Here is a 23,238-nt window from a genome sequence, read left to right as displayed (position 1 = left end):
GATGCGTACCACGGTCCCCCCGGTGGCCGCCGTCGGTGAACCGCGACTCACCGCCGGGTTCGCCGAGTTCGGTCGCCTCGACCTGCGGGCACACGAGATGGTGCACGGTCCGATCAGTCCGATGGAACCGTCCAACCTGCTGCGTCTGGCCGAGGGCATCCAGCTCAAGGGCAAGGGCGGCGCCGGGTTCCCGTTCGCCAAGAAGCTGCGGGCGGTGCTGGAGTCCTGTGAACGCCAGGACCTGCCGCCGGTGGTGGTGGTCAACGCCACCGAGGGTGAGCCGGCCAGCTGGAAGGACAAGGTCATCCTGACCCGGGCGCCGCACCTGATCCTCGACGGCGCCGCGCTGGCCGCGTTCGCGCTCGACGCCGAGGAGATCGTGCTCTGCGTGGCCGACGACCTGGTCGGCCGGGACTCCCTGATGGAGGCGCTGGAGGAGCGCCGGATGCCGGTACCGACCAGCCTCGTGACGGTCCCGCACCGGTTCATCAGCGGCGAGGGCGGCGCACTGGTCAACGGGATCAACGGGCTGCCGCACATCCCGCCCGGCACCAAGAAGCGGTCCAGCGACTCCGGCGTCAACAACCTGCCCACCCTGCTGTCCAACGCCGAGACGTACTCCCAGCTGGCGATCGCCGCCCGACTCGGCCCGTACGAGTACGCCGCGCTCGGCACCGACGACGAACCCGGCACCGTCCTGCTGAGCGTGACCGGCGCGGCCAAACGCCACGCGGTGGTCGAGTGCGCGGCCGGCACCCCGCTGCGGGAGATCCTCGAACTCTGCGAGGTCCCCGAGGGGCCGGGCATCCTGATGGGCGGCTACCACGGCAAGTGGATCACCTGGGAGGCGGCGAACAAGGCCGAGGTCTCCCGCAAGGGGCTCGCCGCCGTCGGCGGCACCCTCGGCGCCGGCATCATCGTCCCGCTGGCCAACGACACCTGCCCCCTCGGCGAGGCCGCGCAGGTGGTGCGCTACCTGGCCGGCGAGTCCGCCGGCCAGTGCGGCCCGTGCAAGCGGGGACTGCCCGACCTGGCCCGCGCCGTCGACCTGGCGGTCTCCGGCAGCGCGCCGGTGGAGGTCGTCCGGGCCGCCGCCGGTGACGTCAAGGGCCGGGGTGCCTGCAGCCACCCCGACGGTACGTCCCGATTCGCCCTCTCGGCGATGGAGGTCTTCGCCGACGACCTGAAGAAGCACACCACCGGCGAGGGCTGCGGCCGGCGGGTCAAGGGCGTGATGGGGCTGCCCGGTGCCCCCGACCCGGACCCGCAGAAGCTGGTGCTGGACTGGTCCCGGTGCGACGGGCACGGACTCTGCGCCCACGTGGTGCCGGACTTCATCCGCCTCGACCAGAACGGTTACCCCGCCTTCCCGCCGACCCCGGTGCCGACCTGGCTGCGGGAGGGCGCGGTGAAGGCGATCAAGGTCTGCCCGGAGTTGGCGCTACGACTGACCAAGGCCTGAGCGAAGCCGAAGGAGACACGGATGGGTACGGCACGAACGAGGGGACGGTTCGTCGCCGTACTCACCGCCCTGCTCGCCGTCGCGCTGGCCGGTTGCGCCGCCGAGGCGGTACCGCCGGCACCCGAGCCACCGGCCGCGCCCCCGGCGGTCGACGGCGCCGCGTCCCCCTCGGCCGGCGCCGCCGCGTCCCCGTCGGCGGCACCGGTCGGCCCGGTGCCGGACACCCTGCGGTTCACCGGCAAGACCCTGGACGGCGCCGCGTTCGACGCCGCCGACCTGGCCGGCCGCCCGGTGGTGCTGTGGTTCTGGGCGCCCTGGTGCGCCGCCTGCGCCAGTCAGGCGTGGACAGTGGCCGAGATCGCGCCCGGCTTCCGGGACACCGTGCCGATCATCGGCGTCGCCGGGCTGGGCGAGCAGAAGGCGATGGCCGAGTTCGTCACCGAGTTCGAGCTGGGTCCGGTCCCGCAGCTCGACGACCGTGCGGGCGTGCTCTGGCGGCGCTTCGGCGTCGTCGAGCAGAGCACCTTCGTGATCATCGACCGGGACGGGAAGGTGATCCACCAGGGCTGGCTGGACGGTGAGGACCTCACCCGACGGGTCACCGCCCTGGCCGCCTGATGGAGGCGCCGCTACTGCTGGCGCTGACCGCCGGGATGCTCGGCGCGGTCAACCCGTGCGGCTTCGCGATGCTGCCGGCGTACCTGTCGCTGCTGGTCGCCGGTGCCACCGACACCCGCGGCGCGGTACGGCGGGCGCTCACCGCCGCCGCCGCGCTCACCCTCGGGTACGTCGTGGTGTTCGGCGCCTTCGGTCTGGCGCTGGCCCCGGTCGCCGGCTGGCTGCGCCCCCGGCTGCCGTGGTTCACCATCGGGCTGGGGCTGTTGCTGGTGCTGCTCGGCGGTTGGCTGCTCGTCGGCCGTCGGCTGCCTACCCTGCGCCCACTGGCCCGGGCACCCCGGCTGACCCGCTCGCTGCCGTCGATGGTGCTGTTCGGCATGGCGTACGCGGTCGCCTCGCTGGGCTGCGCCATCGCACCGTTCCTGGCGATCGTGGTGACCAGCTTGCAGGCCGGTTCGACGGCGCGGGGGTTGGCGCTGTTCGGCGCGTACGCCCTCGGGATGGGGCTGGTGGTGACGGTGGCCGCGCTCGGCGTGGCGCTGCTGCGCGGCGGGGTGGTGGCCCGGCTGCGCGGCGCCGGTGCCTGGGCGTCCCGGCTCAGCGGCCTGGTGCTGCTGCTCTCCGGCGGCTACGTCGCCTGGTACGGCTGGTACGAGGTGCGCCTGTTCGCCGGCCGCCGGGATGCGCTCACCGATCCGGTGGTCACCACCGCCGCCGGGATCCAGCGCTGGCTCGCCGGCACCGTGGAATCCATCGGCCCCACCGCCCTGGCCCTCACCCTGACCACCCTCCTAGCCCTAACCCTCCTAACCCGCACCCACCCCGCCCACCCCCACCCCACGCGCCCCGCCCACCCCGCCCGGCCCGGCGATCGTGCACTTTCTGCCCCGACAAGAGCGGCGGATGCGGACGTTTCAGTGACCACAAGTGCAAGATCGACGGCGGGGGCGGCGAGGGCAGGGGCGGAGAGGGCGGCGGGAGAGGGAGAGAAGGAGGGGGATGGGTCAGCGGGGGGTCAGGCGGTCGGTGCCTAGGCGGGGGCGGAGCACCTCGGGGACCAGGACCGAGCCGTCGGGCTGCTGGAACTGCTCCAGGATGGCCGGGAAGAGCCGGCTGGTGGCCAGCGCCGAGCCGTTGAGGGTGTGGACGAAGCGGGTCTGCTTGCCGCCCGGCTCGCGGTACCGGATCGCCGCCCGGCGGGCCTGGTAGTCACCGCTCCAGGAGACCGACGAGACCTCCTTGTACTTGCCGGTGCTCGGCATCCACACCTCGATGTCGAGGGTCTTGCGCATCGCGGCGCTGGCGTCGCCGGCCGCCAGCAGGCTGCGCTGGTAGTGCAGGCCGAGCCCCTCGACCAGGCTCTCCGCGTGGGTGACCATCTGCTCCAGCGCGGCGTCGGCGTGCTCGGGCAGGGTGAACTGGAAGATCTCCACCTTGTTGAACTGGTGGCCGCGTACCGTGCCGCGTTCGTCCGAGTGCGACCCGGCCGCCTCGCGGCGGTAGCAGGGGGTGTACGCGAACACCCGCAGCGGCAGCTTCGCGGTCTCCAGGATCTCGTCCTGGTACGCGCCGAGGATCGCCGTCTCCGCCGTCGGCAGCAGGAACTGCCCGCGTGGGGCGGACTGCCGGTCCAGGTGGTAGACGTCGTCGTAGAACTTGGGGAACTGGCCGGCGGCGAAGCCGGCGGTGTCCAGCAGCAGGTGCGGCGGGAGCAGGAACTCGTACCCGGCCTCGATGTTCCGCTCGATCAGCCAGTTGAGCAGCGCCCACTCGAAGCGGGCGCCCAGGCCGGTGTACATCCAGAAGCCCGAGCCGCCCAGCTTGACGCCGCGCTCGTGGTCGACCAGGCCCAGCATCCGGCTCAACTCGACGTGGTCGCGGACCTTCTCGATGGCCGGCGGCGCGCCGAAGGTCTTCACCACCCGGTTGGCCTCCTTGCCACCCGGGACCACGTCCTCGGCGGGCAGGTTCGGCAGCTCGCTCATCACGGCACGCAGCCGCGACTGCACGTCGTCGAGCTCGGCCTCCAGCTCGGCGACCTGCTTACGACCGTCGTCGGAGGTCACCTCCGGCTCGACACCGGACCGCTTCGCCTGCGCGTACGCCCGGGCCTCGGCCTTGCGGCGCTGGCGTTCCCCGTCGATCTCGGTGATCAGCCGGCGGCGTTCCCGGTCGAGGTCCTGGATCTCATCCAGCGCCCGGTCGACCTCGGCGGCGTCGAGCCGCTTCGCCAGCGCGGCCGCCACCGCGTCGCGATCCTTTCGGATCAACTCCATGTCGAGCATGCTGCTCCGTACGCCTCCGTCTGGGAGTCGGGTGGACCACCAGATGTTACCGCCGGGCCCGAATCGCCCCGCCGTGCGGTCAGAGTCGGATCGGCATCAGGATGGAGAAGACCCTGTCGTCGGGGCGGCGGATCGCCAGCGGCGCGAGCGGACTGTCCAGCTCCAACGTCAGATGCCCGCCACCGGCGGCGTCCAGCGCGTCGAGCAGGTACTCGCCGTTCACCCCGACCCGCAGCTCGGCCGGTACCCGGTCGGCGCGGGCGGCAGCACCGTCGGTGGTGAGGTCGTCGGCGCCGAGCAGGCGGAGCCGGTCCGGCCGGCCCAGGCCGAGGACGGTCACCGGCAACGGCCGGCCGGCGTACTGACGGACGACGGTCGGCGTGCCCGCGCGCAGCGCGGCGACCAGCCACTCGGCGTCGACCGGGATCCGGTGCGTCGAGCCGGCACGGTGGCTCGGCAGCAGCGCCTGGTAGTCCGGGAACTCGTCCGGCAACGCCACGGCGTACCACTCGCGCCCGGCCACCTCCGCGAGCAGCCGGGAGCCGGTCAGGACCAGCCGCACGTCACCCAGGCCGCCGTCCTCCACACCGTCGACGGCGACGGTGGCTTCGGCGGTGGCGACGCCGACGGCCTCGGCGGTGGTGGTGGCGGTGTGGAGCAGGGCGCGCAGGCGGTCCACGGCGTCCAACGGCAGCAGGGCCCGTACCGCCGGGCCGTGCACCACGGCGTCGGCCGTCGCCATCGCCAGCCGGTGCCGGTCGGTCGCCACCAGCCGGAGACCCGCGGCCGACACGTCGAACAGGACACCGGTCAACGCCGGCAACGCGGGATCGGTGCCGACGGCGAACCGGACGGCGTCCACGGCGGCGGCCAGGTCGGCGGCGGTCACGGTGAGCCGGGTGACCGCGGCCGACCGGTCGGCCGGGAGCAGTGACCGGATCCGGGACACCTCGCGGCGGGCGTCCGCCAGCCCGTCCGCCAGCCGGCGCAGCTGCGTGTCGAGCAACTCGTGGACCACGGCGGGCTCGGCGCGCACCGCCCGGGCGATCTCGGCAACCGGCATACCCACCCGGCGCAGCCCCGCCACCAGCCGGGCCGACGCCACCTGGTCGTCGGCGTAGCGGCGGTACCCGGTCACCGGGTCGACCCAGGCCGGCACCAGCACCCCGGCGGCGTCGTAGAACCGCAGGGCACTCACCGTCAGCCCGCTGGCCCGGGCCAGCTCACCGATGCTGCGCAGGTCGCTCTCCACCCCGCAGATCCTGCCCCCTCCACCTGGTCGAGGGTCAAGCCGCGCCCGTGTGCCGACGCGGTCAGCTGTCTCCGGTGGCGGTGGCGGTGACGCCGTCGTCGAGCACCCGGAAGGTGAGGCCCGCGGCGGTGAGCCGGTGCAGCAGCGCGTCGCCCATCGCGGTGACCGGGGTGACCTGGCCCGAGGTGGCGGGCAGGTCGTCCAGGGCCAGGCAGAGGGCCGACTCGGCGAGCATCTTGGCGGTCTCGTCGTAGCCGGGATCGCCACCGGACACCTCGGTGACCACCCGGCGTCCGCCCCCGGAGCCGACGAACCGGACCCGGAACCAAGACTCGGCCCGCTGCTGCGCGCTCGGCCCCTGCCCGGCGGCGAGCCGGCCGAGCAGCCAACGCCGGGTGGGTGGCAGCTTCACCAGGCCGGCGAGGGCGCCCAGACCGGCACCGGCGGCCAGCACCGTGGCGAGCCGCCGCACCGCCGCGAAGTGCCGGTAGCGGAAGTCCGGTCCGTACTCGGGGCGGGCCGCCGCCGAGCGGCGTACCACAAGTGGATCGATGGTCGGCAGCGGCACCGCCCAGCCGGGCAGGTCGCGCGACCGGGCCAGCCTGCCGGGCACGGCGCTGACCCGGCGGTCCGCCGGGCGCGGCTCGACCGCCCGGCGTTCGCGGGCGGCCCGCGCCGTCTGCGCCGTACGCGAGAAGGCGGTCAACGCCGAGTGGTAGGTGCCGGCGGAGACCCGTCCACCCGCCCGTACGTACCCGTCCACCGCGATCGGCACTCCGGGGGGCAACTGCTTGAGCGTGAACCAGACGCCCAGGTCGTGCGGGATCGAGTCGAAGCCGCAGGTGTGCACCAGCCGGGCGCCGGTGCGTACCGCCTCGGCGTGGTGGCGGAGGTACATCAGGTCGACGAACTCCGGCTCACCGGTGATGTCCAGGTAGTCGGTGCCGGCGGCGGCGCAGGCGGCCACCAACGGCTCCCCGTACCGGATGAAGGGGCCCACCGTGCTGGCCACCACCCGGGCGGTGGCGGCCACCGCGCGCAGCGCCGCCGGGTCGGCGGCGTCGGCGGTGAGCAGCGGCAGGTCGGCCAGCGCCGGATCGACCGCGGCCAGTTGTCCGCGTACGTCGGCCAGCTTGTCGGGGTTGCGGCCGGCGATCGCCCAGCGCAGCCCGGGCGGCGCGTGCCGGGCGAGGTACCGCGCGGTGAGCCCGCCGGTGAAGCCGGTCGCCCCGAACAACATGATGTCGTACGCCCGATCCGCAGCCATCCCGCGATGATGCCAGTCCGCCCGGGGGGTGCGCTGGTCGGCGACGTCGCGGTCGGTCCGCCGCTCAGTCCGCGTGGTTGCCGGTCGAACTGTCGGCCGGCGGCGCCCGGCCGGTCTCGACGAGCTGCTTGACCTGCCACAACGCATGGCGTACGGCGAGCACCGGGTCGTCGGCGACCAGGTGCGCGGCCAGGCCGGGTGGTACCGGACCGGATTGCGGCCGGGCGGCCAGTTCGGTGGCCCGACCGGGCAGTTCGCGCAGCTCGACCTGGACGGCGTCGTCGAGCCGGCGCAACGGCTCCGGCCAGTCACCTCCGGCCAGCACATCCTCGGGCGGACGGTGGATCGTGACCACCTCCCACCGGCCCCGGGCGGGGCGGTCCGCCCGGCGCCGCTCGGGTCGCCCGGTCGGGTCGGGTCGCCCGTCGGTGACCCGGTGCCTCGCCCACCAGCGGGAGACGGCGCTCCGCGCCGCCCGCAGGGTCGCCACGCCGAGGACTCCGGCCACCGCGAACGCCGTTCCCACCCGTCCCACCGGCACCTCCCGCACTCGGCGCGACCTCCACCCTCACCCCGGTCCGGGTGAACCGGGCTCCCCCACCAGGGGTGAACCGCTTCGGGCGGGGTAACCGCCGACCGCAGGACCGGGGAGGAAAACGCGTCCGTGGGGGTGGGCCGGATGCCGGATGACCGCAGCGATGCCCGAGCCACCTCGATGGCCGGTACGACCTTGACGGCCGGTACGCCGGCGGGCCCGCCCCTGCTGGCGTCGCGGCTGGCACCGGCCGCGCTGCCCGAGCCGGTGGTCCTGCGGCCCCGGCTGGCCCGGCTGCTGGACGACGCGGTCACCCACCCGATCACGCTGCTTCGCGCGCCGGCCGGGTGGGGAAAGACGACACTGCTCGCCTCGTGGCGGAACGCGGTCGCCGAGCGCGACTCGCACGCCCCGGCGTGGATCTCCGTCGAGGTGGGTGACGACGCGGACCGGCTGTGGGCGTACCTCGCGGCGGCGCTGCGGTCGATCGCCGACCCGGCGGCGACACCGGTACCGGACCGGGCGCCGCGGCCCGACGAACTCGAGCTGCTCGCCGCCGCCCTGGCCGCCCGGGAACAGCCGGCGGTGCTGGTCCTGGACGACCTGCATCGGATCACCGACCCGGCCGCCCTGGCCGGGCTGGAGTTCCTGCTGCGCCACACCGAGCAGCGGCTTCGCCTGGTGGTGGCCGGCCGGACCGCACCACCCCTGGCGGTGCAGCGGCTGCGGTTGGCCGGCGAACTGGTCGAGATCGGCCCGAGCGAGCTGGCCTTCACCGGCGACGAGATCGCCGACCTGCTCACCGCCCATGGGGTGGTGCTGCCGGTCGCCGCGGTACGACGGCTGCGGGAGCGCACCGAGGGCTGGGCGGCTGCCCTGCGGATCACCGCGCTCGCCCTGCACCAGCAGCCGGATCCGGAGCGCTGGATCGACCAGCTCGGCGCGGACCAGCCGGAGGTCGCCGGCTACCTGCGGGAGGAGATCCTCGCCGGGCTGGCGCCGCCGGACCGCGAGCTGCTGCGTCGGGCCGCGATCGCGGACACCATCTGCGCCGGACTCGCCGCCGCCCTGACCGGCGACCCCGCCGCCGACCGGCGGTTGAGTGGCCTGGCGGAGGAGACCGGTCTGCTCCACCACGACGGTGGCCGCCCGGCCTGGTACCGGTGCCACCCGCTGCTGGCCGACCTGTTGCAGCGCGAGCTGAGCCGGCTGCCCGCCGACGAGCTGCGTGACCTGCACCTGCGCGCGGCCGACTGGTACGCCGGTAACGGTCGCCCCGCCGACGCGCTGCGGCACTCCCTCGCCACCGGTGACTGGGGGAGCGCGGCCGAACTGTTCGTGACCCGATGGCCGGAACTCGTGCCGTACGACCGCGGCCGCCGCAGCGGTCCGCCGCCCGCCTCGCCCCCACCGGAGGCGGTGGCGCGGGATCCGGAACTCGCGCTGGCCGGCGCCGCCGACCGGGCCCTCGACGGCGACGCCGACGCGGCCGGCGGCCAGCTGCGACTGGCCCTGGAGCACGCCCGGGCGCTGCCCGAACCACGCCGGTCGCGGTTCGGCCGGCTGGCCGCCGCGGTCGAACTCACCCTGGCCCGGCTGGCCGGCGACCCGGCGACGGTACGCGCCGCCGCCGCCCGGCTGCTCGCCACCGGGGCCGGGCCGGGCGCCGACGGTACCCGGCTGCCGCCCACCGGACCCGGACCCGGCGTCGCTGACGGTACTCGGCTGCCGCCCACCGGACCCGGGCTGGACGGTGTCTCCGCCGTCGAGACCACCAACGCCGCCGGTGCGCCGCGGGCGGACGTGAGCGGTGCCGACGACGTACGGGCGGCCGCCGGGGTCGCGCTGGCCCTGCTGGCGTTCGACGACGGTGACCTCACCGGCGCGCTGGCCGGGTTCGGGGCGGCACTGTCGGCGGCCCGGGCTGCTGGACGGCCCCGTACCGAACTCGTCTGCGCCAGCCGGTGGGCGCTGCTCGCCGCCTTCCACGGCGAGCTGCGGGCGGCCGAGCAGACGGCCCGGGAAGCGCTGGCGCTACCCCCCTGCCAGGGCTGGTCGGCGCCGCTGGACTGCGCGTACGCCTATCTTGCGCTGGGGTTGGTGGCGCTGCACCGGGACCAGCCGGCGGAGGCCGCGGCGAACCTGGCGCTGGCTGCCCCGGCCGCCGCCGAACCGCCGGGCGCCGCGCTGATGGCCTGGTGCCAGGCGTACCTGCACGCCGACGAGGGTGACGTCGCCGCCGGCCATCGGCTGCTGGTGCCCGCCCGCGAGAACTGGTCGGGGCGCACCGGCGAACTGGCGGTCTGGCTGCTCGCCGCCGACGTGGACCTACACAGTGCCCGTGGTGACCTGCCCACCGCCCGCAAGCTGGCCGCCACCGGCCCGCCGCAGCCACCCGTCGGCCCGCCGGATCGCCCTGCTGCCAGAGTGGTGTCTGTCGTCGGGGCGTTGCCCGGTGCGGGGGAGTCTTATGTGGCGCCGGGGTTGCCCGGTGCGGGGGAGTCTTATGTGGCGCCGGGGTTGCCCGGTGCGGGGGAGTCTTATGTGGCGCCGGGGTTGCCCGGTGCCGGGGGGTCGTTTGCGGTGCCGGGTTTGCCTGGTGCGGCCGGGGCGTCGGAGGCGTCGGCGTCGGCGGCGGTGCTGGCCGTCGCGGCGGCACGGGTCGAACTGCGGGCCGGCGACCTGGGCGCCGCCGCGCGCCTTCTACCGGACCCGACGGCCACGTCGGCGGCCGACTGGCCGCTACCGGTACGCCTCGACGCCGTGCTGCTCGACGCGGTGCTCGCGGCCCGCGGCGGCGACGAGCGCCGCGCCGGACGCACCCTGGAGCAGGCGCTCGACCTCGCCGCGACGGACGGCTACCGACGGCCGTTCACCCGAGCCGAACCTGGCCTGCGGGATCTGCTCACCGCCCACCTCGACGCGGGGACCGCCCACTGGCCGACGGTCAGCGACCTGGTCCGCGCGGTGGACGTACCCGCCGAGTCGGCCCCGGCCGGCGCGACGGTGGTACCGCTGGACGAGCCGTTGACCGAGCGCGAGTTGACCATCCTGCGGTACCTGCAGAGCATCCTGTCCAACGTCGAGATCGCCGCCGAGCTGTCTGTCTCGGTGAACACCGTGAAGACGCACGTACGCAACATCTACCGCAAGCTCGACACCACCCGCCGCCGCGACGCCGTCCGCCGAGCCCGCGAACTCCACCTCATCTGACCCACCCCACCCACCCCACCCACCCCACCCACCCCACCCACCCCACCCACCCCACCCACCCACCCACCTCGCGCGCCTCGCGCGCCTCGCGCGCCCCACCCACCCCATCCACCTCGCGGCCTCGCGCGTTGATCATGAGGTTGACGGCGGATTGAAGATCGAGAACCGCCGTCAACCTCATGATCAACGCGCGAGGCAGGCGGGGTGGGGCGGGGTGGGTGGGTGGGTGGGTGGTTAGGGGGTGGCGGCGGTGTCGGTGGTGGTGAGGAGGGTGGGTAGGTCGAAAGGACCGTCGTGGCGGATGCCGTTGACGAAGAGGGTCGGGGTGGCGTCGACGCCGCTGCGGATGGCGCCGACGAAGTCCTGCCGGATCCGGTCGCCGCCCGCGTGCCGCCCGATCTCCTCGCCCACCTCCTCGGCGGGCAGTCCGAGCTGCTCGATGCCGAGGGTCAGGTGCACCGGATCCAGTTGCTCCTGGTGGTCGTAGAGCCAGTCGTGCATCTCCCAGAACCGGCCCCGCCGCCCGGCGGCCTCCGCGGCCTCGGCGGCGGCCTCCGCGTACGGATGCATGTTCGCGATCGGGAAGTGCCGGTACACCAGCCGGACCGTGTCGGCCCGCTGCCGGAGCAACTCGCACAGATTGGCGTGGGCCAGCGCGCAGAACGGGCACTGGAAGTCGCCGTACTCGACGAGCGTCACCGGCGCGTCCACCGGGCCCCGGATGTGGTCGCGTTCCGTGACGGGTGTGCGGAGCCGCGCAGTGACCTGCAGTGGCGTGGTCAGCCTTTCGGTCATACCTGCCAGCCTGCTGCCCGCCCGGGTGACCCCGGCTCACCCGGGCCGGGTGGTCCCTGCGGCAAGGCCGCCGCCCCGCGCCCCTACGCTGCCGCCCCGCGCCGCTGCCCCTGCGCTGCGGCCCCGCGCCGCTGCCCCTGCGCCGCCGCCCGGCGCCCCGCGCCCCTGCCCCTGCGCTGCGGCCCTGCGCCGCCGCCCTGCGCCCCGCCTCGTCGCCCCGCGCGGACGTCGACCCGGACGGCCGCCGCCCGGCGTCCCGCGCCGCCGCCCGGCGTCCCGCGCCGCCGCCTGGCTTGCAACGCCGTTGACGGCGGGCCGGTGACCGCGACTGTCAGCGCAGCACCGGCGCCACCGCGATGTGGTTCTGTACCTCGCGGATGCCGGGTGCGGACCAGACGACCCGCTCCACCTCGGCACGTTCGGGCATCGAGTGCACCAGGCCGCCCAGCAGCACCGTGTCACCGTGTACGCGGACCGTGACCTGCTCGGCGTCGGTCGCCCGGTTGCGGGCCAGCGCGTCGACGATGCGTCGGGCCAGGTCGTGACCGTCCGGGTGGACGGCCGGGCGGACGGTGATGCCGTTGCTGAGCCCGCGTACGCCGCTGAGCCGGTTCACCGACTCCTCGGCCGCCCGGCGCTGGTACTCCCACTCGACCTCGCCGTGCAGGGTGACCCAGCCCTGGGAGACCGTCACGTCGAGTTCCTCGACGGGTACGAAGGCATGCCATTCCAGCGCGTGCTCGACCGCTGCGGCGAGTTCCGGGTCGGTGCGCTCCGCGCCGGTTACCATCCGTACGGCGAGGTCGTTCGCCACCGCGCGGACCTGGGTGACCCGGTGCGCGGCGCGTTCCGCCGCCCACTTCTTGGCGTAACTGTCCACCCGGCCGGTCAGCGTCACCACACCCTCGGCGACGGTCACCCCGATCTCGTGTGGCTGTACCCGAGGTTCCCAGTCCAGTTCGTCGAGTACCGCCGACCGGATCTCCTGGTCGCTATGGTTGATCGTCGAGATGCTGGCCATCGGCCGCTCCCTCCTCGCCTCCGGATTCACCTCTGCCGGGCGCAAGCCTGCTGGTGGTGGGGGTGAATCCGCCTCATCCGGATCGGGCGAGCGGGCTTCGTCGCCAGAGCGCCACGGGCCCGGTCACACGCCCGGGCACGCCGACTTCGGCGGTGAGGTCGAAGGCCGTGCGGTCCTCGCGCAGGGTGCCCGACCTTGGTCGGGTCGGGCGGACCCGTGGCGCAAGAGGTCATGTGCCGGGCCGGCCGGTCACGGTGGAGTCGTGGTCAGCGGTCGCTCTCCGCGGGGGAGTCGGGGCGTTGCACGTCGACGAACTCGATGTCGTCGACGGCCCGGTCGCGGCTGCCGGCGGCCCGTGCGGCGGTGCCGGCGGCCCAGCCGATCGCGGCACCGACCAGGGCCGCGCCGATCAGCAGGGTCCAGGGCAGCGCGGGGCGCCGCCCGGCCAGCGCGTCGAATGCCCGGCTGGCCCGGTGGCGGGCCTCGTCGGCGGCCGACCCCACCAGCTCACCGGCGTCGCCGGCCAGACCGGTGGAGGTGTGCCGGGCCGAGCGGGCGGTGTCCCGGATGTTGTCGCCGGCGGTGTTGACGGCGGATACGAGCTGTTGCCATGCCTGGTCCGCGATCCGCTCCGGCTTGCTGCGGCGCTCCAGCAGGTTGCTTCCGAACATGGTGGTTCCCTCCTCGGCGGCTTGCCCGGCGTGCGGCGGGGGTTCGCCATCGGGGCAGTGCCCCGCCTGGTGCCGCCGCAAACCATCGGGGTGCGGCGGCGGTGCGCCAGGGCCGGGCGGGAGAGCGATGGGTTCAGCGGGTCAGCAGGACGGCGGGTGGGTTCAGTGGGTCAGCAGGACGGCGGCGGTTCCCCGGGTGAAGTCGTCGTCATCGTCGTCGTCCTCGTCCCCGCCGCCGAATCCGCAGGCCAGTGTGAGGGCGAGCAGGGCACTGACGCCAGCCAGGGCGGCAAGTCTGCGGAGCATGGGTTGGCCCCTCTCGTGGTACCGGTCGTTCCCGTGATGCTAGGCACACCTGTCCAGCTGGATCCGCTGGCCACCGGCGGGGTCGGGGCGGCAGGTCGGCGCGCCGACGCCGCCGGCTGGCGCGCGGGGTGGCGTCGGCCCGCTACGCTGGCTCGTCGGCGCGGCCTGGCGGCCGAGTCGACGAGTGATAGGAATAAAAAGTCCGGATATGGGCGGCTTGGCGGGCCCCTGTCCGCGAATTGCTCATCCCGAGGGGTGGCGACCGAGGCCGTCGGAGGAATACGCTCGGTCGCGGCCCGCGTACTGATGAGGCGCCCGTCGTACGGGCGAGTGGAGGTGCTCGCGTGAGCCTGTCGATCCTGCAAACGGTTCGACCCGGTGGTGCCATCGAGATCGCCCCGCGGGGCGAGATCGACGTCGACACCGCGTACGAGGTGAAAGAGGCCATCGCCGAGGTGCTGGCCAAGGGGCGGCCGGCCCGGATCGAACTCAACATGCGGCTGGTCACCTTCATCGACTCGGTCGGCATCAGCGCGATGGTCGCCGGCTTCCAGACCGCTGAGGTCAGCGGCGTGAAGTTGGTCGTCACCGAACCCAGCCGGTTCGTGCACCGGCAGCTCTGGGTGACCGGCCTGCTCGGCCTCTTCGGCGCTCCCGAGCCCTACTACGCCGGTGCCGCCGCGACACCGGAAGTCCTCCCGGGGGCCTGACCGGTCAGCCGGCGTCGAGCCCGGACAGGTCGAGGTCGGCCGCCTCGGTGACGGCCCGGATCGCGGTCGCCGACGCGTAACCGTCGGCGAGCAGCGCCAGGTCGGTGCCGGGCTGGACCGCCTGACCCGGTTCCGCCAACGAGGTACGCACGAAACCGTGTCCGGATTCGGCGACGGTCATCTGCACCTGGCCGAACGTGGCCAGGCTGCCGCGCCGCACGCCACGCAGCTGCTCGAACGGCAGGTCCGGCGCGTTGACGTTGAGCACGCTCTCCACCGGGCCGGCGGTCAGTCGGGGCAGCAGGTCCAGGGCGACCCGGGCGGCGGTCGCCCAGTGCCGGTCGGCGTCGCGTACCCGGGCCGCCGCCGCCACCGCGGCGCCACCGCTGGCGGCGGTCGCCTCGCCGACGGAGAGCACATCCAGCGACACGGCCATCGCCCGGCAGCCGTTGGCGGCGGCGGTGAACGCGGCCCCGACGGTGCCCGAGTGCAGCACCGCACGCCCGGCGTTGGCGCCCCGGTTGATCCCGGACAGCAGTACCGTCGGCGGCGGGCCGAACGCGCCGTGTACGGCGATCAGCGCGATGAAGCCGGGGGAGCCGCCGACGCCGTACGCCGGCACTCCGTCCAGCTCCGGCAGCGGGTGTTCCTCGACCACCACCCGCCCGTCCTGCTCCATCGCACTCATCGCGGCGCTGGTGCCGCTGGCCTCCTCCAGCGGCGCCGCCACCACCACGTCCAGCCCCCGGTCGACGGCGGCACGGGCCAGCGCCTGGATGCCGGGGGCCGCGATGCCGTCGTCGTTGGTGATCAATACCCGTAGCGTCATCGCCCGGCCGCCCGCTGGGCCAGCTCGTCCGGGGTGGTGCGTTGCTGGGGGCGGTTGCCGGCCGGCTCCAGGTGGACCCGGTCCACCAGCCCCGCGATGGAGTCGAGTCGCCCGGTGCCCAGACCGTGCCGGGTGACGTTCAACGCCCCGGCCGCCGCGCCGGTGCGGATCGCCGTGCGTACGTCGCCACCCCGGGCCACCACGGCGGCGACCCCGGCGGTCATCGAATCGCCCGCCCCCCGTGGATCGGCCGCCTCCAGCCGCGGCATCCGGACCTCGAACACCTCGCCGTCGACCAGCGCCAGGGCCGGCTGTTCGGCCCGACTCACCACCACGTTCGTCGCACCGGCGGCGTGCAGGTCGTAGATGGCGCGGGTCAGCTCCTCCTCGCTGTCGTCGGCCGCCCGGCCGTCCGCGATCAGTTCCTCGTGGCTGACCTTGAGGAAGAAGACACCACTGTCCAGGACCGCCGTCAGGTGCTCGCCGCAGAGGTCCACCACCACGCGGCTGCCGTTGGCGCCGAGGTCGGCGGCGAACCGCCGGTACAGGTCGGCCGGGACCAGCGACGGGTCGTTCGGGCCACTGAGCACGCTGACCGAGGCGCGGAGCCCTTCGCCGAGCGCCAGGTTGTACAGCTCGTCCAGCTCGTGCCGGCTCAGTGGCTGGCCGGCTACGTCGACGACCTCCTGCCGAGTGCCCTCGCGGCGGTCGTGCACGTACGCGCCGCTGCCGCCGGAGTCCCGGGTCACCACCTTGAGGTCGACTCCCTCGCTCACCAGCAGCGGCTCCAGTACCTGTCCGATCTCGCCGCCGAGCGCGGCGCAGAGCACCACGTCGACACCGAGCGACAGCACCATCCGGGCCTGCCAGACGCCCTGCCCGCCGGGGTGCAGGTGCAGTTCCGGCGTCTCGCTCGGCTGATCCACCGTGACGGTCAGCAGCGGCGTGGGCGCGAAGACCATGACGTGCCCGGTCATCGGGGACACCCGCGCGTACCGGTGTCGAGCCCGGTGCTGGGTAGCAGGCTCATGCTCGTTCCTCCCCCTCGCGACGATATGTCCGCTTCCCTGTCGACCGTAACCAAGGTCGCGCATCCGCGCGCGTCGACAGCGGGGGCGCCGAAACGAATCCTGGTCCGGGAGTGCCCGCCGACGGGCGCTCCCGGACCAGGATCAGTGGAGGAGGGTCAGTAGACCGAGAGGTGAACGTGGTTGGTGTGGTCGCTGGAGGGGTCGCCGCGACCGCCGCTGTACGCCCGCCAGCCGCTGCTGGGCAGCCAGATCTGCTTGTACCAGATCACGTAGAGCACGGCGAGCCGGTCGGCGTTGTTGACGTAGTAGGCCGCCAGGTTGTTGCCGTACGTCCGGTCGCCGCCGGTGGCGACGCCGCCGAAGCCGTTCTTCTGTGCCGCGAAGTCGCAGGCCCGACCCTTCGGGTGCTCACCCGAGCCACCCGAGCGGTAGCAGGACACGTACCGGGTGAAGCCTGCCGCCTTGGCCTGGTTCAGGGCGTGCAGCGTACGCGGGGTGATGCAGCCGTTGGCCGGGGTGGGGTCGTTGACGCTGCACGACTCCGCCGGCCACGAACCGTCCGAGTTGCGCGGCGCGGCCTTGGCCGTGGGGCTGGAACCGCCGCCGCTGCGCGAGGGTGCCCGGGCGGCCCGTTCGGCGGCCCTGGCCCGCTCGGCCGCCTCCTCCCGCTCGTTGGCCACGGTCAGTGCCCGTTCGGCCTGGTCCTTGCGCTTGGCCATCACGGCCACCTGCTTGCGCTGCTCCTGGACCTCGGCGTCCAGCGCCTGCTTGGTCTTGGCGACCTCGTCCCGGGTGGCCCGGAGTTCACCCAGCGCCCGTTCCTCGTTGGCCGCCACCACGTCCAGCGCCGCCGCCCGGTCCATGAAGCCGGCGGGCGAGCCGCTGTTGAGCAGCGCCGACGCGGCGCCGAGCCGTCCCGTGCGGTACGCCTGTGCGGCGATCTCGCCGACCTTGGTGCCCCGCTCGACGAGTTGACCCTCGGTGGTGGTGAGCTGCTCGGCCAGTTGCTTCTGCCGCTTGACCGAACGGTCCAGCGCGGTCTTGGCGTCGAGGTAGCCCTTGCTGGCGGCCTCCAACTGGGCGCGCAGCGCCGGCGTGCCACCTTCGTCGCCGACGTCACCGGGAGCGGCGGCGGGCAGCCGCTGCGGCGCTGCGGCGCTGGCGGGGCCGAAGGGGGCGAGCGCGGCACTCAGGCTGAGGGTGAGTGTCGCGGCGATCAGGGCCGCCATTCGGGCGGCCGGTCTCACGGTTGCCACTGCTGGCATGCAACATGTCCTTCCGTCAGCCGCCGACCGGGTTAGCTGACGGGTTCGGGACGGAAGATCCCTACCGCGCGTACGCGGATGCACCCCAGGAACCTGGTTCCCCGGTTCGCCCTGGCGGGCGATTAGGCGGCGGCCGCCGCCGGCACCGGTGGGTGCCGCCTGGCGGAGGCCGGATCCGAGCCTACCGGTGCCGTTGTGGCCCGTGCAGCTGGTGTGACTCATGGTGTTCGCCTGGCCACTAGCAGATCAGACAAACGTGCATAATGCTGGGCAAACTGTAAAGAATGGCCTCATTACCACTCGACCGCCCCACAGGCGCCAGGCTCCGCCCCCGGTTCGATCTGCAGGGTGGCGTGTTCGATGTGGAAGTCCTCCCGCAGTGCCGTGCGGGCCGCCGTCAGTACGTCGCCGGCGTCGGCGCCGGGTGTCATGCTCAGGTGGGCCGAGGCCACCTCCATGCCGGAGGTGAGCGTCCAGACGTGCAGGTCGTGGACCTCGGCCACACCGGGCACCGCGGCCAGCCGGTCGTGCACCGCGGTGACCTGGAGGTGTTCCGGAGCCGCCTGGACGAGGATGCGGAGCGCGGCCCGGCCGAGGCGCCAGGTGCGGGGCAGGATGAACGTGCCGATCGCGACCGCCACCAGCGGGTCGGCCCACCACCAGCCGGTCAGCGCGATCAACGCCGCGGCGGCGATCACGCCCAACGAGCCGAGCAGGTCCGCCAGCACCTCCAGGTACGCCCCGCGCAGGTTGATGCTCTCCCGCGCGCCGGGTCGCAGCAGCGCGAACGCGACCACGTTGGCGAGCAGGCCGAGCGTCGCCACCACCAGCACCGGTCCGGCGAGCACCTCGGGCGGATCGCCGAACCGGCGTACCGCCTCGACCAGCACGTAGACCGCGACGCCGGAGAGCAGTACCGCGTTGGCCAGCGCGGCGAGCACCTCCAGGCGGTAGAGCCCGAAGGTGCGCTGCGGGTCGGTGCCGGCCTTCCGGGTGGCGGTGATGGCCGCCAGGGCCATCCCGATGCCCAGCACGTCGGTGAACATGTGCCCGGCGTCGGAGAGCAGGGCCAGCGACCCGGTCCGCAGGGCGGTGCCGGCCTCGACCAGCATCAGGACGCTGAGCAGTACGAACGCCGCCCACAGCCGACCGGAGTGGCGGTGCGCGGCGTTCGACACCGCGGTCTGGTGGTGGTCATGGCCCGCGTCCACGCAGCCACCTTCCGCCGTGGACCGGGCCACGGTCAGACCTATGCCAACATCGCTATGTGTGGAACCTTCGGCGGTTCCCCTCGCCCCCCGCTCAGGTGGTCAGGTCGACCGTGGTCAGTCGCTGGGTGGCCCGGGACAACGCGACGTAGAGCGTCCGTACGCCGGAACCCGGATCCGCCCGGATCTCACCCGGCGCGACCAGCACCACCCCGTCGTACTCCATGCCCTTGGCCTCCAGGCTCGTCACCACCTGGAGCCGGTCCCCGCCGAGCCCGGCCAGCCAGTCCGCGACCTCGTCCCGGCGCGGCACCGGCGTGATCACGCCGACGGTGCCCTCGACCTCGCCGAGCAGCGTCGTCGCGGCGGCCACCACGCTCGCCGCCAGCTCGGCCGCCGGCACCCGTAGCCGGACCGGGTCGACGCCGGTGCTGCGTACCGCGGTGGGCAGCGCGAGATCCGGATACACCCGCCGGATCTCGGCGGCCGCCACCGCGAAGATCTCCGCCGAGTTGCGGTAGTTGGTGGTCAGCGTGAACCGGTGCCGCCGTCGCCGGCCCAGTGCCTGGTCCCGGGCCCGGGTCAACTCCTGTGGATCGCCGGTCCACGCGGTCTGGGCCGGGTCACCGACCACCGTCCAGGAGGCCAGCCGGCCACGCCGGCCGATCATCCGCCACTGCATCGGCGACACGTCCTGCGACTCGTCGACCACCACGTGGGCGTAGTCGCGGTAGTCCTCGGGGCGTTCCCGGGCCGCCTGCCGGGCCGCCCGCTGCCGGTCGGCGAAGGTGCTCAGCTCACGAACCCCGCCGGCCAGCTGGAACGGGTCGCGCTTCGGGCGGGCCGGGCGCATCGGCTTGCCGAGCAGCGCGTCCAACTCGTCCAACAGCGCGACGTCGGCCACCGTGGGCCCGGCATCCGCCGACTGCCGGAACGCCGCACCGAGCAGCCGGGTCTCGGCGCCGGAGAGGACACCGGCGGCGTACCGGCCCAGCCGCTGCGGATCGGCGAACCAACCGAGCACGTGCCGCGGATGCAGCCGCGGCCACCAGGCCTTCAGGAAGTCCCGGAAGTCCGTGCGGTCGACCAGCTCGTCCTCGAAGGCACGCTGCTCGGGCAGCCCGCCGATGCCGAGCCGCCGAGCCTGGGCCCAGAGTGCGGCCAGTACGCCGTCGAAGCCGGCCCGGCGGACCTCGTTGCGGCGGGCACCCCGGGGCAAGGCCCGATCCCGGATGGTGTCGAGTTCGCCCCGCGTCAGCCGCAGCAACTGCCCCCGGTAGAGCAGGCGCAGTTCGGCGGGGGAGTCCGGGACCGCGTCGCGGACCGCCCGCTCCAGCACCCGGCGCATCCGCAGCGAGCCCTTCACCGCCGCCACCTCCGGCGGGTCGGTGCGGGTCGCGGTCAGGCCGGGGAAGAGGCTACCCAGCGAGTGCAGGGTCGCGGTGTTCTCACCGAGCGACGGCAGCACCGAGGCGATGTACTCCACGAACACCGTGGACGGGCCGACGACCAGGATGCCGCCACCGGCGTAGCGGCTGCGGTCGGCATAGAGCAGGTACGCGGCACGGTGCAGCGCCACCGCGGTCTTGCCGGTGCCCGGGCCGCCGGAGACGATGGTCACCCCGGAGCCGGGGGAGCGGATCGCCTCGTCCTGCTCCCGTTGGATGGTGGCGACGATGTCGCGCATGCCCCGACCGGTGGTACGCGACAGCGTGGCCAGCAGGGCGCCGTCGCCGACCACCGGCATCTCCGGCGGTGCCGCCTCGGGGTCGAGCAGGTCGTCCTCGATCCGGGTGACCCGCTCCCTGCTGGACTGGATCGTCCGGCGCCGCACCACACCCCGCGGCTCGGCGGGCGTGGCCTGGTAGAACGCGGCGGCGGCGGGGGCCCGCCAGTCCACCACCAGCGTGCTGGCGTCCTCGTCGCGGATGCCGAGCCGCCCGACGTGCAGTACCTGCCCGTCGCGCAGGTCGAGCCGGCCGAAGACCAGCCCCTCGTACTCGGCGTCGAGCAGGTGGCGGCGCTGGGCGGCGTGGAAGACCATCGCGTCGCGCTCGACCAACGCGCCGAAGTTGCCGACCCGGGCCAGCCGGTAGCCGTCCCGTTCCGCGCGGACCGCCGACTGCCGGAGTTCGGCCAGTCGCGCGTACACCCGGTCGAGATGCCGTTGTTCGACGGCGATCTCCTGATCCAGGGTGCTCTGGTCCACCGTTCGCTTCTCCTCGTGACGCCGCCCGGCCAACCGCACGAGATTACGCCCCGGGCGGCAGTCGCCCCCAGGGGCACCTGGCAGGAGGGATCCTTATCGCCGACCGGGTGCCGGTACGGCGTCGAGGACCCGGCGCAGTACGCCGGAGAGGGCGGCGTTGACCTCGTCGGGGCGCTCCATCATCAGCATGTGCCCGGCGCCCGGACAGACGGTCAGCTCGGTGGCCGGCAGCGCGGCGGCGATCGACTCGGCGCACGGTGGCGGGGTGAGCCGGTCCCGGTCGCCGACCAGGGCCGCCGCCGGCAGGTGGGCCAGCGCGGTGAGGGTCGCCAGCCGGTGCTGGGTGCCGATCGAGGCCCGGAACCCGCCGATCGAACGCAGCGTGGCGCGCGCCACCGCCGAGGTGACCAGACGGATGTCGACCGGGTCGCAGCGTTCGCCGAAGAGCATCCAACGGATGCTGGGCCGCAGCGCCCGTAGCAGGGCCTGGGGTGGGCGCCAGGCGCCGCAGCGGGCCAGCACCCCGGCCCCGGTGGTCTCGGCCAGCCGGATGATCCGGGCGATCCGGGGTGACAGGCCGTAGACGGTGTGGGTGTGCCCCTCGGCGGTGGTGGAGACGAAGACCAGCCCGGCGACCCGGCGGGCGAAGTGCTCGGGATGGCGGTGCGCGTACTCCATGATCGTCATGCCGCCCATCGAGTGCCCGACCAGCACCACCCGGCCGGTCGGCGCGACCGCGTCGAGTACCGCCGCCAGGTCGTCACCGAGTTGGGCCAGGGTGGCCGTGGGTAGGTCCATGCAGCTGGAGCGGCCGTGTCCTCGTGCATCGTAGGTGACCACCCGCACCGCGCGGTGCGCCTGCCGCAGGGCGGTCAGCTGCCGGTGCCAGCTGCGTCCGTCCAGCGTCCAGCCGTGCAGCAGCACCGCGGTGACCTCGGCGTCGGCCGGCCCGTCGGTCTCCACGTGCAGGCGTACGTCGTCGGGTAGCCGTACCTCGACCGGCTCTGGCATCGCCACCTCCCCACCGCCGCGCGGATGCGTAACGCCGGAGATACCCGGTGGTAACACCGGCTATCCGTCATGACATCACGCGAACCGGGGTGCTGAGAAGATTCGCAACCGCCTCCGCGTTCGCGGCGGCCCGGTCAAGCTGGTGGCATGGCAGTGTCGCGGACGGCGTCCACCGGGTCGGTGCCGTCGGGGCGACCGCGCGGTGGCAGCCCACGCGCCGCGCTGGCCGAGCTGCTCGCCGGCAACCGGCGGTTCGTCAGCGGGCAACCGGTGCACGGGCACGACGTGACCGCGGCGGCCGCGAGCGCCTCCGGCGACCAGCAGCCGTACGCCGTCCTGCTGGGCTGCATCGACTCGCGGGTGCCGCTGGAGGCGATCTTCGACCAGACCTTCGGTTCGATCTGCGTCATCCGCACCGGGGGGCACGTGCTGGACCGGGCGGTGCTCGGCTCGATCGAGTACGTGGTCGACGTGCTGGGCGTACCGCTGGTGATGGTGCTCGGGCACGAGCGGTGCGGGGCGGTGCAGGCCACGGTCGAGGCGCTGCGCGCCGGCCACCGGCCGTCCGGCGCCCTGGCCCACCTCGTCGACCGGATCACGCCCGCGGTGACCGACGTCGGGCTGGACGACCCGCAGGTGCAACCCCTGGCGATCCGCCGCCATGTCAGCCGTACCGTGCACACCCTGCGCGCCGACCCGCTGCTGGCCGAACCGCTGCACGCCGGCCGGGTCGCCGTCACCGGCGCTCTCTACGACCTGGCCACCGGCGAGGTCACCCTCCTCGACCCACCCTGACCCCCGCCCCGCTCTCCCGCTCCCGCTCCCGCTCCCCGCACCCGCGCTCCCGCCTGTCCCGCCCGCCCAGCACCCTGCGCCCTGCCCTGCGCCCACCGATCTTGCACCTTTGGTCGCTGATATGCGGCTTATGTCAGCACTTGCCCCGACCACAACTGCAAGATCGCGGGGCGCGGGCGGGTGCGGGCGGGGCCGGGGCCGGGGCGGGGCGCGGGCGGGGCCGGGGCGCGGGCGGGGTGCGGGGCCGGGGCGGGGTGCGGGCGGGGGTGTGCGTTTGAGGGCTGGAGATGGCGAACGCCCCGCCGGGGAGGCCCGGCGGGGCGTTCGTGATGGTGTTCTGGGGGTCAGCCCTCGAAGATGCCGGCCTCGACCAGGCGCTTCTCGGTGGCGTCCCAGCCGTCGCCCGGGTGGGTGGCGTTCAGGCTGTTGATCTCCGCCCGGATCTTGGCGGCGTGCCCGGCGGCGGCCAGCACCCGGATCTCCTCGACGAAGGCCTCGGAGTCGGTACGCAGGTGCGCGGTCTTGCCGTTGGTCAGGTTCCGCACGTAGGCGTGCTTGCCGCCGTTGAGCGGGATCAGGTACTTGAACTCGCCCAGCACGCTGAGGGCGCCACCCTGGCCAGCCTGGCCGGCCCGGACTGACGCGCGCGCGGTCTTAGAGGTGTTGCTCGCCACGGAGGTACTCCTTGCAAGACGTACGGAGGACGAAACGTCCGGGGGCTGTGCGGAGAGACACCCGATGGATGCTCCCGCGAG

At 74.0% G+C, this 23,238-nt stretch carries 21 protein-coding genes and 1 riboswitch; of the genes, 6 read left to right on the top strand and 15 right to left on the bottom strand.

Annotation, left to right across the window (positions count from 1 at the left end):
• Position 1: 1 nt before the first annotated feature.
• Genes D2L64_RS13825 through D2L64_RS13815 form a run of 3 tightly spaced genes read left to right on the top strand, consistent with a single transcriptional unit; the run spans position 2 to position 3,114 of the window.
• A complete protein-coding gene (locus D2L64_RS13825) occupies positions 2-1,462 on the top strand; it encodes an NADH-quinone oxidoreductase subunit NuoF family protein (RefSeq protein WP_119576361.1) in 1,461 nt (486 codons plus the stop codon).
• Positions 1,463-1,483: 21 nt separating this feature from the next.
• A complete protein-coding gene (locus D2L64_RS13820; RefSeq protein WP_119576182.1) occupies positions 1,484-2,080 on the top strand; it encodes a redoxin domain-containing protein in 597 nt (198 codons plus the stop codon).
• Positions 2,080-3,114, top strand: a complete 1,035-nt coding sequence (locus tag D2L64_RS13815) for a cytochrome c biogenesis CcdA family protein (protein WP_119576179.1) — start codon at positions 2,080-2,082, stop codon at positions 3,112-3,114. Before D2L64_RS13820 ends, D2L64_RS13815 begins: the two co-directional genes overlap by 1 nt.
• On the opposite strand, the gene serS is transcribed toward D2L64_RS13815, so the two are convergent.
• The 4 genes from serS to D2L64_RS13795 all read right to left on the bottom strand — a co-directional run bounded on the left by serS (position 3,085) and on the right by D2L64_RS13795 (position 7,419).
• Entirely contained in the window at positions 3,085-4,365 is a 1,281-nt protein-coding gene (gene serS / locus D2L64_RS13810) for a serine--tRNA ligase (RefSeq protein WP_119576176.1), read from the bottom strand. The genes D2L64_RS13815 and serS overlap by 30 nt on opposite strands.
• A gap of 79 nt (positions 4,366-4,444) precedes the next feature.
• Positions 4,445-5,617, bottom strand: a complete 1,173-nt coding sequence (locus D2L64_RS13805) for a DNA polymerase III subunit beta family protein (RefSeq protein WP_407663099.1) — start codon at positions 5,615-5,617, stop codon at positions 4,445-4,447.
• A 61-nt stretch (positions 5,618-5,678) separates the two neighbouring features.
• Positions 5,679-6,884, bottom strand: a complete 1,206-nt coding sequence (locus D2L64_RS13800; protein WP_119576173.1) for a saccharopine dehydrogenase family protein — start codon at positions 6,882-6,884, stop codon at positions 5,679-5,681.
• A 64-nt stretch (positions 6,885-6,948) separates the two neighbouring features.
• Complete coding sequence (locus D2L64_RS13795) at positions 6,949-7,419, bottom strand: hypothetical protein (RefSeq protein ID WP_199714524.1); 471 nt, start codon at positions 7,417-7,419, stop codon at positions 6,949-6,951.
• A 144-nt stretch (positions 7,420-7,563) separates the two neighbouring features.
• On the opposite strand from D2L64_RS13795, the gene D2L64_RS13790 reads away from it, so the two are divergent.
• Complete coding sequence (locus D2L64_RS13790; RefSeq protein ID WP_407663098.1) at positions 7,564-10,632, top strand: helix-turn-helix transcriptional regulator; 3,069 nt, start codon at positions 7,564-7,566, stop codon at positions 10,630-10,632.
• Between the two features lie 234 nt (positions 10,633-10,866).
• Here D2L64_RS13790 and D2L64_RS13785 read toward each other — a convergent pair whose 3' ends face one another.
• From D2L64_RS13785 to D2L64_RS27275, 4 genes are all read right to left on the bottom strand, one after another.
• Positions 10,867-11,415: a DsbA family protein gene (locus D2L64_RS13785; protein WP_119576352.1), complete on the bottom strand. Its 549-nt coding sequence runs from the start codon at positions 11,413-11,415 to the stop codon at positions 10,867-10,869.
• A 343-nt stretch (positions 11,416-11,758) separates the two neighbouring features.
• Entirely contained in the window at positions 11,759-12,448 is a 690-nt protein-coding gene (locus tag D2L64_RS13780) for a BON domain-containing protein (protein WP_119576170.1), read from the bottom strand.
• Between the two features lie 266 nt (positions 12,449-12,714).
• Positions 12,715-13,119 (bottom strand): hypothetical protein, encoded by a 405-nt coding sequence (locus D2L64_RS13775; protein ID WP_119576167.1) that lies wholly within the window; start codon positions 13,117-13,119, stop codon positions 12,715-12,717.
• Between the two features lie 162 nt (positions 13,120-13,281).
• Complete coding sequence (locus D2L64_RS27275; protein ID WP_158603500.1) at positions 13,282-13,425, bottom strand: hypothetical protein; 144 nt, start codon at positions 13,423-13,425, stop codon at positions 13,282-13,284.
• A gap of 344 nt (positions 13,426-13,769) precedes the next feature.
• Between D2L64_RS27275 and D2L64_RS13770 the strand changes: the two genes are divergently transcribed.
• Positions 13,770-14,135, top strand: coding sequence for an STAS domain-containing protein (locus tag D2L64_RS13770; protein WP_119576164.1), 366 nt, complete (start codon positions 13,770-13,772; stop codon positions 14,133-14,135).
• A gap of 4 nt (positions 14,136-14,139) precedes the next feature.
• On the opposite strand, the gene surE is transcribed toward D2L64_RS13770, so the two are convergent.
• The 6 genes from surE to D2L64_RS13740 all read right to left on the bottom strand — a co-directional run bounded on the left by surE (position 14,140) and on the right by D2L64_RS13740 (position 21,688).
• On the bottom strand, positions 14,140-14,964 hold the full coding sequence (gene surE, locus D2L64_RS13765) for a 5'/3'-nucleotidase SurE (protein WP_119576161.1): 825 nt from the start codon (positions 14,962-14,964) through the stop codon (positions 14,140-14,142).
• Positions 14,961-15,941 (bottom strand): 1-phosphofructokinase family hexose kinase, encoded by a 981-nt coding sequence (locus tag D2L64_RS13760; protein ID WP_199714523.1) that lies wholly within the window; start codon positions 15,939-15,941, stop codon positions 14,961-14,963. The genes surE and D2L64_RS13760 overlap by 4 nt, the downstream gene beginning before the upstream one ends.
• Before the next feature lie 209 nt (positions 15,942-16,150).
• A complete protein-coding gene (locus D2L64_RS13755; RefSeq protein ID WP_119576158.1) occupies positions 16,151-17,260 on the bottom strand; it encodes a coiled-coil domain-containing protein in 1,110 nt (369 codons plus the stop codon).
• Between the two features lie 5 nt (positions 17,261-17,265).
• Positions 17,266-17,399, bottom strand: a riboswitch (cyclic di-AMP (ydaO/yuaA leader).
• Between the two features lie 154 nt (positions 17,400-17,553).
• On the bottom strand, positions 17,554-18,471 hold the full coding sequence (locus D2L64_RS13750; protein WP_119576155.1) for a cation diffusion facilitator family transporter: 918 nt from the start codon (positions 18,469-18,471) through the stop codon (positions 17,554-17,556).
• Between the two features lie 91 nt (positions 18,472-18,562).
• Complete coding sequence (locus tag D2L64_RS13745) at positions 18,563-20,677, bottom strand: HelD family protein (protein WP_119576153.1); 2,115 nt, start codon at positions 20,675-20,677, stop codon at positions 18,563-18,565.
• Between the two features lie 93 nt (positions 20,678-20,770).
• Entirely contained in the window at positions 20,771-21,688 is a 918-nt protein-coding gene (locus D2L64_RS13740) for an alpha/beta fold hydrolase (RefSeq protein WP_119576150.1), read from the bottom strand.
• A gap of 147 nt (positions 21,689-21,835) precedes the next feature.
• Between D2L64_RS13740 and D2L64_RS13735 the strand changes: the two genes are divergently transcribed.
• On the top strand, positions 21,836-22,483 hold the full coding sequence (locus tag D2L64_RS13735; protein ID WP_119576147.1) for a carbonic anhydrase: 648 nt from the start codon (positions 21,836-21,838) through the stop codon (positions 22,481-22,483).
• A 344-nt stretch (positions 22,484-22,827) separates the two neighbouring features.
• On the opposite strand, the gene D2L64_RS13730 is transcribed toward D2L64_RS13735, so the two are convergent.
• Positions 22,828-23,157 (bottom strand): hypothetical protein, encoded by a 330-nt coding sequence (locus tag D2L64_RS13730; protein WP_119576144.1) that lies wholly within the window; start codon positions 23,155-23,157, stop codon positions 22,828-22,830.
• Between the last annotated feature and the right edge of the window lie 81 nt (positions 23,158-23,238).

The sequence above is a fragment of the Micromonospora radicis genome, assembly GCF_003583405.1.
Classification (GTDB): domain Bacteria; phylum Actinomycetota; class Actinomycetes; order Mycobacteriales; family Micromonosporaceae; genus Micromonospora; species Micromonospora radicis.
The sequence above is the reverse complement of the archived record's forward strand: the minus strand, read 5'-3'. Positions and strand labels throughout refer to the sequence as shown.

What these genes read in the sequence shown, in the direction of transcription:
- D2L64_RS13825 (WP_119576361.1), top strand. Translation starts at nt 2, where the DNA reads ATGCGTACCACGGTCCCCCCGGTGGCCGCCGTCGGTGAACCGCGACTC.
- D2L64_RS13820 (WP_119576182.1), top strand. Translation starts at nt 1,484, where the DNA reads ATGGGTACGGCACGAACGAGGGGACGGTTCGTCGCCGTACTCACCGCC.
- D2L64_RS13815 (WP_119576179.1), top strand. Translation starts at nt 2,080, where the DNA reads ATGGAGGCGCCGCTACTGCTGGCGCTGACCGCCGGGATGCTCGGCGCG.
- serS (WP_119576176.1), bottom strand. Translation starts at nt 4,365, where the DNA reads ATGCTCGACATGGAGTTGATCCGAAAGGATCGCGACGCGGTGGCGGCC.
- D2L64_RS13800 (WP_119576173.1), bottom strand. Translation starts at nt 6,884, where the DNA reads ATGGCTGCGGATCGGGCGTACGACATCATGTTGTTCGGGGCGACCGGC.
- D2L64_RS13790 (WP_407663098.1), top strand. Translation starts at nt 7,564, where the DNA reads ATGCCGGATGACCGCAGCGATGCCCGAGCCACCTCGATGGCCGGTACG.
- D2L64_RS13780 (WP_119576170.1), bottom strand. Translation starts at nt 12,448, where the DNA reads ATGGCCAGCATCTCGACGATCAACCATAGCGACCAGGAGATCCGGTCG.
- D2L64_RS13775 (WP_119576167.1), bottom strand. Translation starts at nt 13,119, where the DNA reads ATGTTCGGAAGCAACCTGCTGGAGCGCCGCAGCAAGCCGGAGCGGATC.
- D2L64_RS27275 (WP_158603500.1), bottom strand. Translation starts at nt 13,425, where the DNA reads ATGCTCCGCAGACTTGCCGCCCTGGCTGGCGTCAGTGCCCTGCTCGCC.
- surE (WP_119576161.1), bottom strand. Translation starts at nt 14,964, where the DNA reads ATGACGCTACGGGTATTGATCACCAACGACGACGGCATCGCGGCCCCC.
- D2L64_RS13760 (WP_199714523.1), bottom strand. Translation starts at nt 15,941, where the DNA reads ATGACCGGGCACGTCATGGTCTTCGCGCCCACGCCGCTGCTGACCGTC.
- D2L64_RS13755 (WP_119576158.1), bottom strand. Translation starts at nt 17,260, where the DNA reads ATGCCAGCAGTGGCAACCGTGAGACCGGCCGCCCGAATGGCGGCCCTG.
- D2L64_RS13740 (WP_119576150.1), bottom strand. Translation starts at nt 21,688, where the DNA reads ATGCCAGAGCCGGTCGAGGTACGGCTACCCGACGACGTACGCCTGCAC.
- D2L64_RS13735 (WP_119576147.1), top strand. Translation starts at nt 21,836, where the DNA reads ATGGCAGTGTCGCGGACGGCGTCCACCGGGTCGGTGCCGTCGGGGCGA.